This is a genomic window from Thalassobacter sp., from assembly GCF_982993085.1.
In genome coordinates this window covers 1-14,459 of the sequence record NZ_CEZFMW010000091.1, presented here as the reverse complement: position 1 = coordinate 14,459, position 14,459 = coordinate 1, and the positions used below count along the sequence as shown (strand labels likewise).

General features: G+C 58.3%; 14 protein-coding genes and 1 tRNA gene. 5 read left to right on the top strand and 10 right to left on the bottom strand.

The genetic code is table 11. The features are described from left to right. From glyA to AC4GMC_RS13310, 4 genes are all read left to right on the top strand, one after another. On the top strand, positions 1–1,259 hold a 1,259-nt coding region (glyA, locus tag AC4GMC_RS13325), incomplete at its 5' end, for a serine hydroxymethyltransferase (protein ID WP_490391460.1). Between the two features lie 226 nt (positions 1,260–1,485). Further along, positions 1,486–2,370: a hypothetical protein gene (locus AC4GMC_RS13320; protein WP_487876063.1), complete on the top strand. Its 885-nt coding sequence runs from the start codon at positions 1,486–1,488 to the stop codon at positions 2,368–2,370. A gap of 61 nt (positions 2,371–2,431) precedes the next feature. Beyond that, a complete protein-coding gene (locus tag AC4GMC_RS13315) occupies positions 2,432–2,710 on the top strand; it encodes a hypothetical protein (protein WP_487876062.1) in 279 nt (92 codons plus the stop codon). A gap of 72 nt (positions 2,711–2,782) precedes the next feature. Next, positions 2,783–4,075, top strand: a complete 1,293-nt coding sequence (locus AC4GMC_RS13310; protein ID WP_487876061.1) for a homoserine dehydrogenase — start codon at positions 2,783–2,785, stop codon at positions 4,073–4,075. Here the strand turns inward: AC4GMC_RS13310 and AC4GMC_RS13305 are convergent. From AC4GMC_RS13305 to AC4GMC_RS13265, 9 genes are all read right to left on the bottom strand, one after another. Beyond that, positions 4,072–4,905 (bottom strand): metal ABC transporter permease, encoded by an 834-nt coding sequence (locus AC4GMC_RS13305; RefSeq protein ID WP_487876060.1) that lies wholly within the window; start codon positions 4,903–4,905, stop codon positions 4,072–4,074. The two genes, AC4GMC_RS13310 and AC4GMC_RS13305, sit on opposite strands and share 4 nt — an antisense overlap. Further along, a complete protein-coding gene (locus AC4GMC_RS13300) occupies positions 4,902–5,798 on the bottom strand; it encodes a metal ABC transporter permease (RefSeq protein ID WP_487876059.1) in 897 nt (298 codons plus the stop codon). Before AC4GMC_RS13300 ends, AC4GMC_RS13305 begins: the two co-directional genes overlap by 4 nt. Further along, a complete protein-coding gene (locus AC4GMC_RS13295) occupies positions 5,791–6,702 on the bottom strand; it encodes a manganese/iron ABC transporter ATP-binding protein (RefSeq protein ID WP_487876058.1) in 912 nt (303 codons plus the stop codon). The genes AC4GMC_RS13300 and AC4GMC_RS13295 overlap by 8 nt, the downstream gene beginning before the upstream one ends. Continuing rightward, complete coding sequence (locus tag AC4GMC_RS13290) at positions 6,699–7,583, bottom strand: metal ABC transporter substrate-binding protein (RefSeq protein ID WP_487876057.1); 885 nt, start codon at positions 7,581–7,583, stop codon at positions 6,699–6,701. The genes AC4GMC_RS13295 and AC4GMC_RS13290 overlap by 4 nt, the downstream gene beginning before the upstream one ends. Positions 7,584–8,048: 465 nt before the next feature. After that, positions 8,049–8,123: transfer RNA gene (locus AC4GMC_RS13285), tRNA-Glu, on the bottom strand. A 97-nt stretch (positions 8,124–8,220) separates the two neighbouring features. Continuing rightward, positions 8,221–9,972: a single-stranded-DNA-specific exonuclease RecJ gene (gene recJ, locus AC4GMC_RS13280; protein WP_487876056.1), complete on the bottom strand. Its 1,752-nt coding sequence runs from the start codon at positions 9,970–9,972 to the stop codon at positions 8,221–8,223. A 62-nt stretch (positions 9,973–10,034) separates the two neighbouring features. Then, positions 10,035–10,994 carry a class II fructose-bisphosphatase gene (gene glpX / locus AC4GMC_RS13275; protein ID WP_487876055.1) on the bottom strand — a complete coding sequence of 320 codons (960 nt, stop codon included), beginning with the start codon at positions 10,992–10,994 and terminating at the stop codon, positions 10,035–10,037. 141 nt (positions 10,995–11,135) lie between these two features. Next, positions 11,136–11,816 carry a thermonuclease family protein gene (locus tag AC4GMC_RS13270; RefSeq protein ID WP_487880174.1) on the bottom strand — a complete coding sequence of 227 codons (681 nt, stop codon included), beginning with the start codon at positions 11,814–11,816 and terminating at the stop codon, positions 11,136–11,138. 77 nt (positions 11,817–11,893) lie between these two features. Then, a complete protein-coding gene (locus AC4GMC_RS13265; protein ID WP_487876053.1) occupies positions 11,894–12,775 on the bottom strand; it encodes a DMT family transporter in 882 nt (293 codons plus the stop codon). Positions 12,776–12,943: 168 nt separating this feature from the next. Between AC4GMC_RS13265 and AC4GMC_RS13260 the strand changes: the two genes are divergently transcribed. After that, positions 12,944–13,663, top strand: coding sequence for a VPLPA-CTERM sorting domain-containing protein (locus AC4GMC_RS13260; RefSeq protein ID WP_487876052.1), 720 nt, complete (start codon positions 12,944–12,946; stop codon positions 13,661–13,663). Between the two features lie 80 nt (positions 13,664–13,743). On the opposite strand, the gene AC4GMC_RS13255 is transcribed toward AC4GMC_RS13260, so the two are convergent. Then, positions 13,744–14,457, bottom strand: a complete 714-nt coding sequence (locus tag AC4GMC_RS13255; RefSeq protein ID WP_488082442.1) for a YebC/PmpR family DNA-binding transcriptional regulator — start codon at positions 14,455–14,457, stop codon at positions 13,744–13,746. Between the last annotated feature and the right edge of the window lie 2 nt (positions 14,458–14,459).

The following is a 14,459-nucleotide window of genomic DNA, read 5'->3' as shown; positions in this document are numbered from 1 at the left end:
CCTCCATCGCCGAAAGCGATCCGGAGCTTCACGCCGCCATGCAAGACGAGCTTGGCCGTCAGCGCGATGAAATCGAACTGATCGCCTCTGAGAACATCGTCTCTCAGGCCGTGATGGAAGCTCAGGGCTCTGTCCTGACCAACAAATATGCCGAAGGGTACCCCGGACGCCGCTATTATGGCGGCTGCCAGTACGTCGACGTGGCAGAGAACCTCGCACGGGATCGCGCCAAGGAATTGTTTGGCTGTGGCTTTGTCAATGTGCAGCCCAATTCCGGCAGCCAAGCGAACCAAGGTGTATTCCAGGCCCTGCTCAAACCTGGCGACACCATCCTTGGCATGTCCCTGGATGCGGGCGGCCACCTGACCCACGGCGCCAAGCCCAATCAATCGGGCAAATGGTTTAACGCCATCCAATACGGTGTGCGCGAAGACGACCTGCTGCTGGACTACGACCAAGTCCAAGCGCTCGCGACCGAGCACAAGCCCCAGATGATCATCGCCGGTGGTTCGGCCATTCCACGCGTCATCGACTTTGCGCGGATGCGCGAAATTGCCGACAGCGTTGGCGCATATCTGCTCGTAGACATGGCGCACTTTGCGGGCCTCGTGGCGTCGGGTCACTACCCCTCGCCCTTCCCCCATGCGCATGTGGCCACAACAACTACGCACAAAACCCTGCGCGGTCCACGTGGCGGTATGATCCTCACGGACGATGCAGACTTGGCGAAAAAGTTCAACTCCGCGATCTTCCCCGGCATTCAGGGCGGACCCTTGATGCATGTGATCGCAGGCAAGGCTGTGGCTTTTGGTGAAGCCCTGCGGCCCGGTTTCAAAGAGTACCAAACGCAAGTAATCGCGAATGCCAAGGCCCTCGCTGATCAGTTGATCAAAGGTGGTCTTGATATCGTCACAGGTGGCACCGATACGCACCTGATGCTGGTTGACCTGCGCCCCGCTGGTGTCAAAGGCAACGCAACTGAGAAAGCCCTCGGTCGCGCCCACATCACCTGTAACAAGAACGGCATCCCCTTCGACACCGAAAGCCCGATGGTCACCAGCGGCATCCGTCTTGGCACGCCTGCCGGGACCACCCGTGGTTTTGGTGAGCCTGAGTTCCGCGAAATCGCTGACCTGATCGTTGAGGTCGTGAACGGCCTTGCGGCGAACGGCGAAGACGGCAACGCAGACGTCGAAGCAAGCGTCCGCGCCCGTGTCCAAGCGATGTGCGATCGTTTCCCGATCTATCCCAACCTCTAAGTCAGGCTCTTGCGGGGCATCCTCGCAAGCCAGTCACAAACACCAAGCCCGTTCAGCGGATATGTTGAACGGGCTTTTTTCTGTTCGCCCACATGTTTTGCACTTTATCGCACAGGCAGATCAGGCCGCTCCAATGGTCTGCGGTCAGCAGCTACCTCGCTTCAGATCCATTGATCGAGCGACGAAAATATGCCACTCATTAAGCCTTTATTAAGGATTAATTTGCATGCGCTTTTTCGAACTGGCGCGCAGGTGCCTCGCAATCACTGCTTTTTCACTGGTCGCCCAAGACGCGACAGCTGTCACAACCTATGCGTCGATCTACGGGTACAACCAAGGTGTACAGTACAATTGGTACAATAATGACATCATGTACGACAGTTCAGGCACCTATGTGAACGCCTCAGGCGAAACAGGTTGGGGCACGATGGGCGCCCGCGTAGACCGCGGGGCAGGCACGATTGAGAGCAACGCCTATGGCCTCATTTTCCGCGACTATTGTGTGGCCGGTGGTGCGACATGTAACACTGGCGGCGGCGGTATGATCGCCATGATGGATACCTTCACGCTCTCCGGTGTGGGCGACATCACTTTTTTCATGGATATAACAGGCACGTCCCATGGACATGAGGCGGCCAACACCAGCGCGGCCTCCATGAGCATGTATGCCCGGGACGCGGTTTCCCCAGGCAGAGGGCCAATAGTCCAATCCGGTGAGCGTAAGGCTGCACCAGAGTTAGGGCCGAATGCCTTCAAATATGATCGGCTGGAATTGAATTTGAACGTCATCCCAGAGGATGCCTATGGTCCACCCTACACGTTTACTGTTCGCTGGATGCAGCGTGTGGATGCCTACGTATCCACGGATATGCCGGGTTATTTGTCGGGCGCATCACTGAACATGAGATCGCAACTCGGCGTAGAGGTAACCAGCGGCGTGGCCATCACGTCTGCCTCTGGTTTCTTTCCGGTCACAAGGTTGGCCCCAATCGCCGCGGGTCCGATTGCGCCTGTGCCCCTCCCTGCATCAGGGGCGGCACTGCTGGCGGGGCTTGGTCTTTTGGGGTGGGCGCGGCGTCAGCGTGCGGCGGCAAAACATCGGCGCGCCTAAGCCCCTTGCGTGGGCGGCACCGCCCCCATACCTTGGCCGCGCAACCACCGGAGCATGAGATTTGCGCAGCACAACCCCCATCCTCTTGTCCCTCACCCTCGTGCTGAGCGGTTGCACAGATTTGCCCGACGTCTCAACATCGGTTTCGCCCACCGCACAGGCCGCCGCCTACCCCGAACTGATCCCCCTTGCCCCGCTTTTGGCAACGCTGCCCCCTCCAGGGGCCCCAGTTGACATGCCACGCGCGACCCTGCCCGCCCCGTCCGCGCCTGATGATTTGATTACACGCCGCGAAGCGCTGCAATCGCGCGCCGACGCGCTCCGCGAGGCAGCTCTTTAACAGTGGTGCATTGCACGCCCGAACCGGCTGAGCTATCCCCGGCTTAACGCAAAACACACCATGGAGCCTCCAATGCGCAAAGACACTCTTCGACTAGGCGTTGTAGGTTTGGGAACGGTTGGCACCGGGACGGTTAAGATCGTCCAGAACCACGCCGCAATGCTGTCCGCACGCACAGGGACTTCCATCGAGATCACGGCAGTGTCCGCGCGTTCGCGTAGCAAGGATCGCGGCATCGATATTTCCGCCTACGCGTGGGAGGATGATCCTGTCGCCCTCGCCAAACGCGACGATGTGGATGTGCTGGTTGAATTGATGGGCGGCACAGATGGCCCTGCCAAAGCCGCCACTGAGGCAGCTCTGCGCTTGGGCAAAAGTGTTGTTACAGCGAACAAAGCGCTCTTGGCCGTGCATGGTCAGGCACTGGCTGAATTGGCTGAAGCGAACGGCGCACAAATTCGATTTGAAGCGGCTGTTGCAGGCGGTATTCCCGTCATCAAAGCCCTGACCGAAGGGTTGGCCGCCAATGGGATGACCCGCGTGCTGGGCGTTATGAACGGCACCTGCAACTACATCCTCACCCGGATGGAAAGCGCGGGCCTGCCCTATGATACTGTGTTCCAAGAAGCCAATGATTTGGGCTACTTGGAGGCCGACCCGAACCTAGACGTTGGCGGCATCGACGCCGGCCACAAGCTGGCACTTCTGGCCAGCATCGCGTTCGGCACACAGGTCGATTTCGACGCCGTCGCCCTAGAGGGCATCGGCGCAATCACCATCGAAGATATCAGCCGCGCTGCTGACATGGGCTACAAGATCAAGCTGCTGGGTCTGGCTCAGATGACCGATGCAGGTCTACAGCAAAGCATGCGGCCGTGCCTTGTACCCGCCAGCTCTCCCTTGGGTCAGTTGGAAGGCGGCACCAACATGGTCGTCCTTGAGGGCGACGCAGTCGGCCAGATCGTTATGCGCGGCGCCGGTGCAGGCGAAGGGCCCACGGCCAGCGCGGTCATGGCAGACGTATGTGATCTGGCACGCGGCATTGACCTGCCTGTGTTCGGCCAACCCGCCACAACCTTGGCCAAGGCAGCACCAGCTGTTTCCGCCACGCCCTGCCCCTATTACCTACGCCTGACACTGCGCGACGAACCCGGCGCGCTGGCTCAGGTTGCGACCACATTGGGCAACTCAGGTATCTCGATTGACCGGATGCGTCAGTATGATCATTCCGACGCGGATACGGCGCCTGTGCTGATCGTCACGCACGCCTGTGCACCCGCAGATTTGGACCGTGCCGTGAGCGCATTGTCACAAATCGCAACGGTTGTAGGCGCCCCTGTCGCCCTGCAAATCCAGAACGTTTAGGCGCGACGCGACGCGGCTTTGGTGGCCTGAACACGAGTTGTGAAGGCCACCAAGAACACTGCCGTCAGGATCAAAACCACGGTGGGCGCTGGGGCGACGTCGATAAAAAAGCTCGCGTAGACACCCGCGACCATGGACAATGTGCAAACGCTGACAGAGACGATCAGCATCGCGCTGAAGCTGCGCACCACCAAAAACGCAATTGCCCCCGGCGTGATCAACAAGGCGATCGCAAGGATCAGCCCGACAGACGACAGCGTCGCCACAATCACAAGCGATAGCAGCGTCAAAAGCCCGTAGTGCAAAACCTTCACAGGCAGCCCCATGGCCTGCGCTTGTGCGGGATCAAATGCGTGCAACAAAAGATCCCGCCATTTCACCAACAGAACCACACACACCCCGGCCGAGATCAGACCCGCAGTCCATAAATCCGCGGCACCCACGCCCAGCATGTTGCCAAAGAGGATATGGTCAAGATGCGCATCCGATGGGAAAGCCACAAACAGGATAATCCCAACAGCGAAGAAACCGGAAAACACGACCCCCATCACCGTGTCTTGTTTCACCCGGCTGTTTTCGGCCAAATAACCTGTCAAAACCGCCGACCCCATGCCCGCAATGAACGCGCCCAAAATCAGCGGAAGCCCCGCGATATAGGCCAAAACGATGCCCGGCAGAACGGCATGCGCCACGGCATCCCCCATCAGCGCCCAGCCCTTGAGGACCAGAAAACACGACAGCATCGCCGCAGGTGGGGCCACCAAAAGCGCGATCCAAAACGCCTTTTGCATAAAGCCGAACTGAAATGGCAGAAGGATCGTATCGATCATTTACCTACCTCTAGTCGCGCATCGATGCCCACGTGGACTGGGTCCTCGATGGGACGTGTCAACGCCGCGCGCGACTTGGCCCGTGATGCCAAAAGCCCGTGTTTCGGCGCAAAGATAAATGCCAGTAGAAAAATAAGCGTTTGTAACGCCACGATGATCCCGCCCGTGGCCCCATCAAGAAAGTAACTTACGTAGGCACCAACAAAACTGGTCCCTGCCCCGATGGCAACGGAGGTCATCAGCAGCCTATTGAACCGGTCACATATCAAATACGCCGTGGCCCCCGGCGTCACGACCATGGCGATGACCAAAAAGGCCCCAACCGTTTGCATGGCTGCCACCACGCTGGCCGACAACAGAGTGAAGAATATCACCTTCAAAAGATCTGGCCTCAGCCCGATGGATCGCGCGTGATTTTCATCAAAGAACGTCACAAGAAGATCTTTCCATAGAACCAACAACACCGTGAGAGATACGGTACCGATGATCACCAATTGCAGCGTGTCTTCGGGCGTGATCGCGAGGATATTGCCCATGGTGATCGTCTGCACTGACACGGCAATCGGATTGAGTGAGACCATGAACAACCCCAACCCGAAAAACCCCGTAAAGATAATCCCGATGATGACATCGGCTTTAAGGCCCGACCGGTTGGACAAGAACAACATGGACCCCGCCGCCAAGCCCCCCGCGATGAACGCACCAAAGGCGAAAGGAAGGCCCAGCATATAGGCCCCTGCCACCCCCGGCACGACCGAGTGGGACAGCGCGTCGCCGATCAGTGACCAGCCTTTCAGCATCAGATAAACACTTAAAAATGCGCAGACGGCACCGACCAGCGCGCTCACCCACATGGCGTTGACCATGTAGCTGTATGCAAAGGGTTCAAGCATCGCCAGAGGCCTTGCGTGCCGCCTTAGCCGCCTCTTTGGCAGACGGTTCCGCATCGCGCTCACCGTACATGACAAAGGGCCGTTCATCATCGGTGATAATCCGGACTTCCCGCCCGTCATCATCGTCGTGCAGTTCATCCCCGCCAAGGGTAAAGTGGCGCAGCACACCACCAAACGCGCGCTCTAGATTGGCACGGGTGAAAATAGTTTCCGTGGGCCCATGGGCTAAAACGGTGCCCTTTACCAAAACCGTCCGATCACAAAACTCTGGCACCGAGCCGAGGTTGTGGGTCGAGACAAGCATCACCCGCCCCTCATCTCGTAACTCTCGCAAGAGTTTGACGATCTGTTCCTCGGTCTGCACATCCACGCCGGTAAACGGCTCATCCAGCAAAATGACCTGACCGTTCTGCGCCAACGCCCGCGCCAGAAAAACACGCTTACGCTGACCGCCCGACAGCTCACCGATCTGACGGTGGCGGTAGTCGAGCATGTTCACACGCTCCAGCGCTTGGGTCACGGCGGCATGATCTGCCGCGCGGGCCCGGCGCAGCATGCCCATATGACCGTAGCGCCCCATCATCACCACGTCCTCAACCAGTACGGGAAAGGCCCAATCGACCTCTTCGGCTTGGGGGACATAAGCCACTATGTTGTCCTTGAGCGCCTGTTTCACCGTGCGCCCCATCAGGGTGATCGTGCCGCTTGCCGCGGGTACAAACCCCATGATGGCCTTGAATAGCGTAGATTTTCCCGCCCCGTTCACCCCGACCAGGGCTGTGACAGTGCCGCGTGGTATCTCAAAACTCGCATGGCGCAGCGCCGTGTGGCCGTTGCGATAGGTGACAGTGACATCCCGAGCGCAAATGCCCGATTGGTCAAAAGGGGCAGCAGGGACTGTCATTCGGCGGTCAGACCTTTCACAACGGTTTCGGAGGTGACGCGCAGCAAATCCAGATATGTCGGAACCGGGCCATCCGGCTCGCTGAGGCTATCGACAAACAGAACGCCACCGTATTTGGCCCCCGTTTCGCGCGCGACCTGCTCGGCCGGGGCGGTATTCACCGTGCTTTCGCAGAAAACAACGGGGATGTCGTGTTCCCGAACGCCATCAATAACGGCGCGAACCTGCTGCGGCGTACCCACCGCATCGGTGTTCATGGGCCAAAGGTACAACTCTTGTAGGCCAAAATCGCGTGCAAGATAGCTGAACGCGCCCTCACAGGTGACAAGCCAACGCTTATCCTGCTCAACCTCAGACAACTGCGCCCGCAACGGCGCGAGGACGCCCTCAATCTCCGCCTTATAGGCGGCCGCATTTGCGGTATAGGTTGCAGCATTGTCGGGGTCCGCACCTGATAGCGCCGCGGCGATGTTATCGACATAAACCATCGCCGCATCCGCACCGATCCACGCGTGAGGGTTGGTTTTGCCTTGATACGAGCCGCTTGCAATCGCGATGGGTTCGATCCCATCCGAAACCGTCACAGATGGGATATCACCGAGGTTCGACAAAAATTGTTCGAACCATAGTTCTAGGTTGAGGCCATTCCAAAGGATCAAATCCGCGTCTACCGCACGGCGCAAATCGCCAGGCGTGGGTTGATAGCCATGGATTTCGGCACCGGGTTTGGTGATGGATACCACCGTTGCCGCATCACCCGCGACATTCGCGGCCATGTCCGCGATCACGGTAAAGGTCGTCACCACCTTTAGCTTATCATCTGCGAAAACCGGGGCCGTCATCAGGCCAAGAGCGAGGGTCGCTGAAGTCAGTCGGAACATTGTCTCTCCTGTCGTGCGGATCATAGTGTTTTTAAGAAGCATTTGCAAATAAGGCGGTCCCTGCTGCGAATGGATCGCAATGAACGAAGTAGGCAGGATCGGACAGGGTTCAAGATCAAGCAGTGCACCAAGAGAAAACGTGAAGGTCACTCGCGGTGCAGAAGGATTAACCCGCTCGAATAAGAGCCCGCCTGAAATGATTGCGGCCCAATATTACGCACCCGGTGAACAAAAACTCGAGTGACGCCATCAATTGTCTCAAAAATCGTCCAGCGATGATTTGCAGCCCATAACACAAAAGCACTCTCGCGCCCAGGTATGCGCCTTCTCGGCACATCTCTAACTGTCTCGAAGCATGGTTGCTGTAGTTGCGTATCGTGAGGGCGAAGCTCTTTGAACCAACGTAGCTCAGCTAAAATCGGCCTCTAACGCCACTTCATTTTTACATAAACAGTGAGGAAACAGTGGCAGCCCGTAGGGGAATCGAACCCCTCTTTCCAGGTTGAAAACCTGGCGTCCTAACCGATAGACGAACGGGCCACTCTTCTGTGAGGCGGTGTTTAGGCAAACCCCGCAGAGCGCGCAAGAGGAAAATTCACTCTTTTTGGATAAAAAATTTAGCGACCAAAAAGACGGTCTAAATTGGGCGTGAAACGTCTTCGATACGCAGTTGTGGGGTCTGCCGCCCGCCCCACGAATTCACCTCCAAACGACCTGCAAAATGCAGTGGCGCTCCGGCGGCGTCTGCGATGGCTGCGGCGATTCCGTTGTCCGCGGCGCCAAAGGCGATTGCCTCAAGACGTACGGGCCCACCATCGGACAACACCAATTTTAGGTGCCCCTGCCCTACTGGTTTGGAAAAGGTCACACGCACCTCGGGAAACGCGAAGCGTGGCGCGCGTGCGCCCTGCCCAAAGGGACCAGCCTGCTCCAATTGCTCAATCAATTCAGTCGTCGCAGCACCCGGCATGAGCGTGGCATCGATCTTAAGATCTTGTGGCCCGCCTACCCCAGCCCCCTGTTTGTCGAGCAGCTCAGACAGACGCGACATTGCAGCCTCTAGCTGGTCTTCGGCCACTGTCAGGCCCGCAGCCATCCTATGCCCGCCACCTTTGACCAGAAGCCCCTCAGCCGCGAGCTTTTGGATGCTTGCGCCCAGATCAACACCATGAACGGAGCGACCAGACCCTTTACCAAAGCCGCCCTCCAGCCCGATGACCACGGCGGGACGGTTCGTCGTCTCCTTGAGGCGCGAGGCGACGATGCCAACGACGCCGGGATGCCAGCCCTCACCAGCAGCCCACACCAGCGGCGCGTCTAAGCCACGAGCCTCAGCTTGGGCCAAAGCGGCCTCTCTCACTTGCGCTTCGATATCACGCCGCTCTGCGTTCAAAACCTCCAGCCGCGCGGCAAGCGCCGCGGCCTCATGCGCGTCTGGCGTCGCCAAAAGTCGCGCCCCCAGATCAGCCGCGCCAATCCGGCCACCGGCATTGACCCGTGGGCCCAGAACAAACCCAAGGTGATAAGACGACGGAGCCGTGTCTAGCCGCGCCTCATCCGCAAGAGCCACCAAACCCGGACGCGCCCTGCGCCCCATCACCTGTAGCCCCTGGCGGACCAGCGCACGGTTCACCCCCACCAAAGGCGCCACATCAGCAACGGTAGCAAGGGCCACCAAATCCAACATTGCGATCAAGTCGGGCCCCTTATGGCCCGCAACACGCATCTGACGGTTCGCCTCGACCAATACCAAGAATACGACAGCCGCTGCGCACAGGTGCCCTAGATCACCGCTTTCATCTTGGCGATTAGGGTTCACGACCGCCAGCGCGGGCGGCAGCGTTTCACCGCCCAAGTGGTGGTCGATTACCACAACATCCGCCGCGTCCGCCGCCGCAATGGCATCATGCGAGAGCGTGCCGCAATCCACACAAAGGATCAAATCATGGTCGCGCGCCAGCGCGGCCATGGCCGTTGGGTTCGGCCCGTAACCTTCATCAATCCGGTCCGGAACATAAAGCGTAGCACCCAACCCTAGATCTCTTAGCCACCAGATCAAAAGGGCCGCAGAGCTGCCGCCATCCACGTCATAATCAGCAAAGACCGCGATTTTTTCGCGCCGCTGAACCGCACGTAGAAGTCGCTCTGCCGCTGGTGCCATGTCCCGTAGGCTCAACGGATCAGGCAAAAGGTCGCGCAGCTTTGGCGCGAGAAAACTCTCAACCTCATCTGCCGCGACGCCGCGCCGTGCCAAGTGGCGGCACAGCGCCTGCGGCAGACCTGTGCTTTGCACAAGAGCCTCGGCCGCACGGTCCTGAGCAGGATCGATCCCAACCCAAGCACGCCCCGTGACTGAGGAAGCCACTCCCAAAACATGTTCTGTCGTCATGCGAGCAGCCCCCTATTATGCGCGTTCGGTCTGTCGTTCACTTGCCGCATCGCGACAGGGGATTAGACAGGGTTGCGATAAACCATCCGGCGCACAGAACCAGTTTTGGAACGCATCAGGATCGTCTCAGCCGTCATGTAGCCGACCTCACGCTTGATGCCGGACACGATGGACCCATCAGTCACACCGGTTGCGGCAAAGATCACGTCGGAGGTGACCATGTCGTCGCGCGAATAGATTTTGTCGAGGTCCGTGATACCCGCTTTGGCGGCGCGGCCACGCTCATCATCGTTACGGAACAACAGGCGGCCATACATTTGTCCTCCCATGCATTTCAGCGCCGAGGCCGCCAGCACACCCTCAGGTGCGCCGCCCTCGCCCATGTACATGTCGATACCCGTGATCTCGGCCTCAGCGCAGTGCATCACGCCCGCCACGTCACCATCAGTGATCAGACGGATCGCGGCACCGGTTGCGCGGATTTCGGTCACCAGCGCCTCATGGCGGGGGCGTTCCAGCACACATACCGTGATACCCTCGGGACCGCAGCCTTTGGCCTTGGCCAGTGCTTCAACACGTTGGGTCGGCGTCATGTCCAGCGTCACTACGTCCTTGGCATAGCCAGGCCCAATGGCCAGCTTTTCCATATATACATCTGGCGCATGCAACATCGAGCCACGCGGCCCCATGGCAATAACGGTCAAAGCGTTGGGCATGTCTTTTGCGGTCAGCGTGGTACCTTCCAGCGGGTCCAGCGCGATGTCCACACCGGGGCCTTCGCCGGTGCCCACTTCTTCGCCAATGTAGAGCATGGGGGCCTCATCACGTTCCCCTTCACCGATGACCACAACGCCCGCAATGTCGAGCTGGTTAAGTTGCTCACGCATGGCGTTTACAGCCGCTTGGTCAGCCGCCTTTTCGTCGCCACGCCCGATCAGCTTGGCAGAGGCCAGCGCCGCGGCCTCCGATACGCGGGCAAGGCCCAGGGACAACATGCGGTCATTGAAATCGGGTTTGGTCATAAGCCTGTCTTTCCATTCTGAAGTTAACTCGACTTATCCTGCGGGCATCGGCGGGGCAAGCGTGGGGGCGCTAACAACATGTCGCGCCGTTGCTTGATTGCCATTTACGTCAAATTTCACAGCTGTGTTTCACCCGCCCGCCTAGCGTCGGGCGCCGCGCCATCCTGCGGCCCGCGCCTCGGCCTCAGAGCAAAACCAACGCTCACCACGATCAACCCGGATGTTTGTACGCGCATAATTCTCATCGCCGGGGCGATGGTAAATGCGGCCATTGGAGGAAATGTTCCCTTTGATAGTGCACGCGGGGTTAGGCGCAGGGCTTTGGGCGGGACGGTTTGTGGCACGTGCGCGCCGATGCTCAGAAGGGTCCTTCATCTCCATGGACCACAGACCTCGGTCCGCGAGGATCGCGGCCTTCTCCTCGGCGGCGTAGATTTGACTGTCTCGGTAGGTGAGCGCCAAGCCTTCGCGCACCAACCGTGCGCCAAGGTCTTCGCCCCCAATAGTGCAGGTCACGAGCGGTCGGTCATAGCGGTCAATCTGCTGCGCTGTGCAGATCGCTTCTCGGCCATTGAACGCCTTGCGCACGGTTTTCGCTACCCAAGCGCCACAGTCAAATGTGGCCCCGGTGTCGAGCGTACAGGCTTGATCCAACTCAGGCGCATCAATCCCAATAAGCCGCAGGTTCTGCGAGCCACCAACACGCAGGCTATCCCCGTCACTCATGACAACAGGGCCAGAAAACACCAAATCCGCACGAGCCATAGCAGGCGCAGAGAGCAGAACAACAAAAGTCGAAATCGCGATATGACGTAAATACATACACGCGATGTAAGGACGACGCTCTTAGCCCACAAGACAAAACATGAACGAATGGTTAATTCGCAGTTAATGGGCTGCTAGCCCCGAGTCGCTTGGGCACGACGCAAAACCGACTCGCGCCATGTGATGAAGCTGACAGCCGAGATAATCACCCCCCCGCCCAAAATCACCCACACATCCGGAGTTTCCTCAAACGCGAGCCACCCCAAAAGAACCGCCCACACCAGCTGCAAGAACGTCACCGGCTGGGTCACGGTCACAGGTGCGGAGGCAAAGGCGTATGTCATCGCGTAGTGCCCGCCCGTTGCGAAGACTGCCACCAGCAACATCCATCCCCAGTCTTCAAGGCTGGGCGGGACCCACACCGCAAAGGCAAAAGGCGCCAGCCCAAGCGTGACAAAGATCGACAACATGCCAACCACCATACTGGCCGGCACCTCACCCGAGAGTTTCTTGGCCAAAAGGTAAGATCCAGCAAAGCCCGCCGCTGTGCCCAGCATTGCGATGTGCCCCAAGTCGATCTCTCGGAAACCGGGGCGCAGAATGATCAGTGCGCCCAACAACCCTGCCCCAACAGCTGCGATGCGTCGTGCTGCCAACTTCTCTCCCAGAAAAAGAGCTGCACCAACGGTCACGTAGATCGGCACAAGGTAATTCATCGCCGTCACCTCAGCGATGGGAATGCGGGTCATCGAAAAGAACCACAAAATCACGCCGATGGAATGGATGCCCCCACGCAGTGAAAAACGCACAAGCGTCGCCCGCTCAAGGCGCGTGGCCAGCAAGCTTTTGGCCACGGGCAGCAGGAACACCAACCCCAGTACATAGCGCATGAAAGCGGCCTGTGCGGCGGGCAAGTCTTGGGCCGAGTGCTTAACGATCGCAGTTACCGTGACAAAGCACAGCCCCGTGACGATCATCCAAAGAACTCCGACAAGGGGTTTGTTCGGTGTGGTCATGCCCACAGCATTGGCGCAGATCGCGAAGGTGCACAACAAAAAGGCACCGCATGTCGGATATGCAAAATTCCGCTACGTCATTTTCCGCAATCGATATAGCAATCCGATCTTTACGCTAAAGTCAAAATGGTATCTAAGGATACAAATTATACTAGGTTGGGGATCAATATGCATTTGAAACGGACATTAGCCGCATCTGCCCTTGGGCTTGCGATGTGCGGTGCAGCTTCTGCTGCGGTAATCGACTTTGATACAAGCAATGGCGTTGGCGTCATTAACGGACAAGATATCTACAACATCATGTCCGCCGATGGCTCGGTCTCGGCCTCGGTCACGACAATCGTAAATCCAAGCGGCAGCACCACCGTTGCGCGCGCCTATGCAACGGTTGACGGTGCAGGCAATCCACGCGGCGGCCGTGATCCGGATATCGAGCCCACTTATGTTGTGGTTGATACTTTGGGCCCCCTCGTCGATCCGATCAACAACGTTCTGGTGGTTGATGAAACCCCTGATGATCGCAACAACACTGGCAACGAAGTCGACGACAACCGCAGCGGCGGTGTGATCACGTTCAACTTTACAGCCATGGACGTGCTGTTTTCAGGTGTCACGTTTATCGATGACGGCTCGTTGGTGGTCAGCGGATCGCTTGACGGTAATGCAGTCTTTTCCAGTGTCATTGATAACGGCCGTACAGAAAATGCACTCCAACGCTTGGCTCTTGGCACAAGCGCGCGGGTCGATCAGTTGACGTTTGACTTTGGCAGTAACTCTGGTGCCATCGATAACGTGATGGTTTCCGCCGTGCCGCTGCCTGCGGGTGTGGCATTGCTGATGACAGGTCTTGGGGCGTTGGGTTTTGCGCGGCGTCGGAAATCCACTTAGGCACGCTTTGATATCGCAAAGAAAAAGCGCCCAGAGGGGCGCTTTTTTATTGGCTAAGCATCGACCCCATTGGGCCGCGATTAAAGCTGCTCCATGACCTCGTCCGAGGCTTCGAAGTTCGCGGTGACGGTTTGTACGTCATCGTCGTCCTCCAATGCTTCGATCAGCTTCATCAGCTTTTGCATGCCTTCGAGGTCAAGCTCAGTGCTGGTCGTTGGACGCCACACCAACTTCGTGGTCTCAGACTCACCCAATTCAGCCTCAAGCGCAGTCGATACTGTGCTCAGGTCCGTATCAGCACACCACACAACATGCACCTCGCCATCGCTTTCGACGTCCTCAGCACCAGCCTCAATCGCCGCCATCATCACGGTGTCTTCATCGCCAACACTGGCCGAATAGATCACCTGCCCCTTGCGATCGAACATAAACCCGACCGAGCCTGTCTCACCCAAGTTGCCGCCGTTTTTGGAAAACGTGGAGCGCACGGTCGAGGCAGTCCGATTGCGGTTGTCGGTCATCGTCTCAACGATGACGGCAACACCACCGGGGCCGTAGCCCTCATAGCGGATTTCATCGTAGCTATCGGCATCCCCGCCTTGAGATTTCTTGATTGCGCGGTCAATCACGTCCTTAGGCACGGATTGCGATTTGGCTTCTTTTACCGCCAGTCGCAAACGCGGGTTCTTCTCGGGATCGGGATCGCCCATTTTTGCGGCCACGGTGATTTCCTTGGCCATCTTGGAAAACAGCTTGGCGCGGATTTTATCCTGCCGGCCCTTGCGGTGCTGGATGT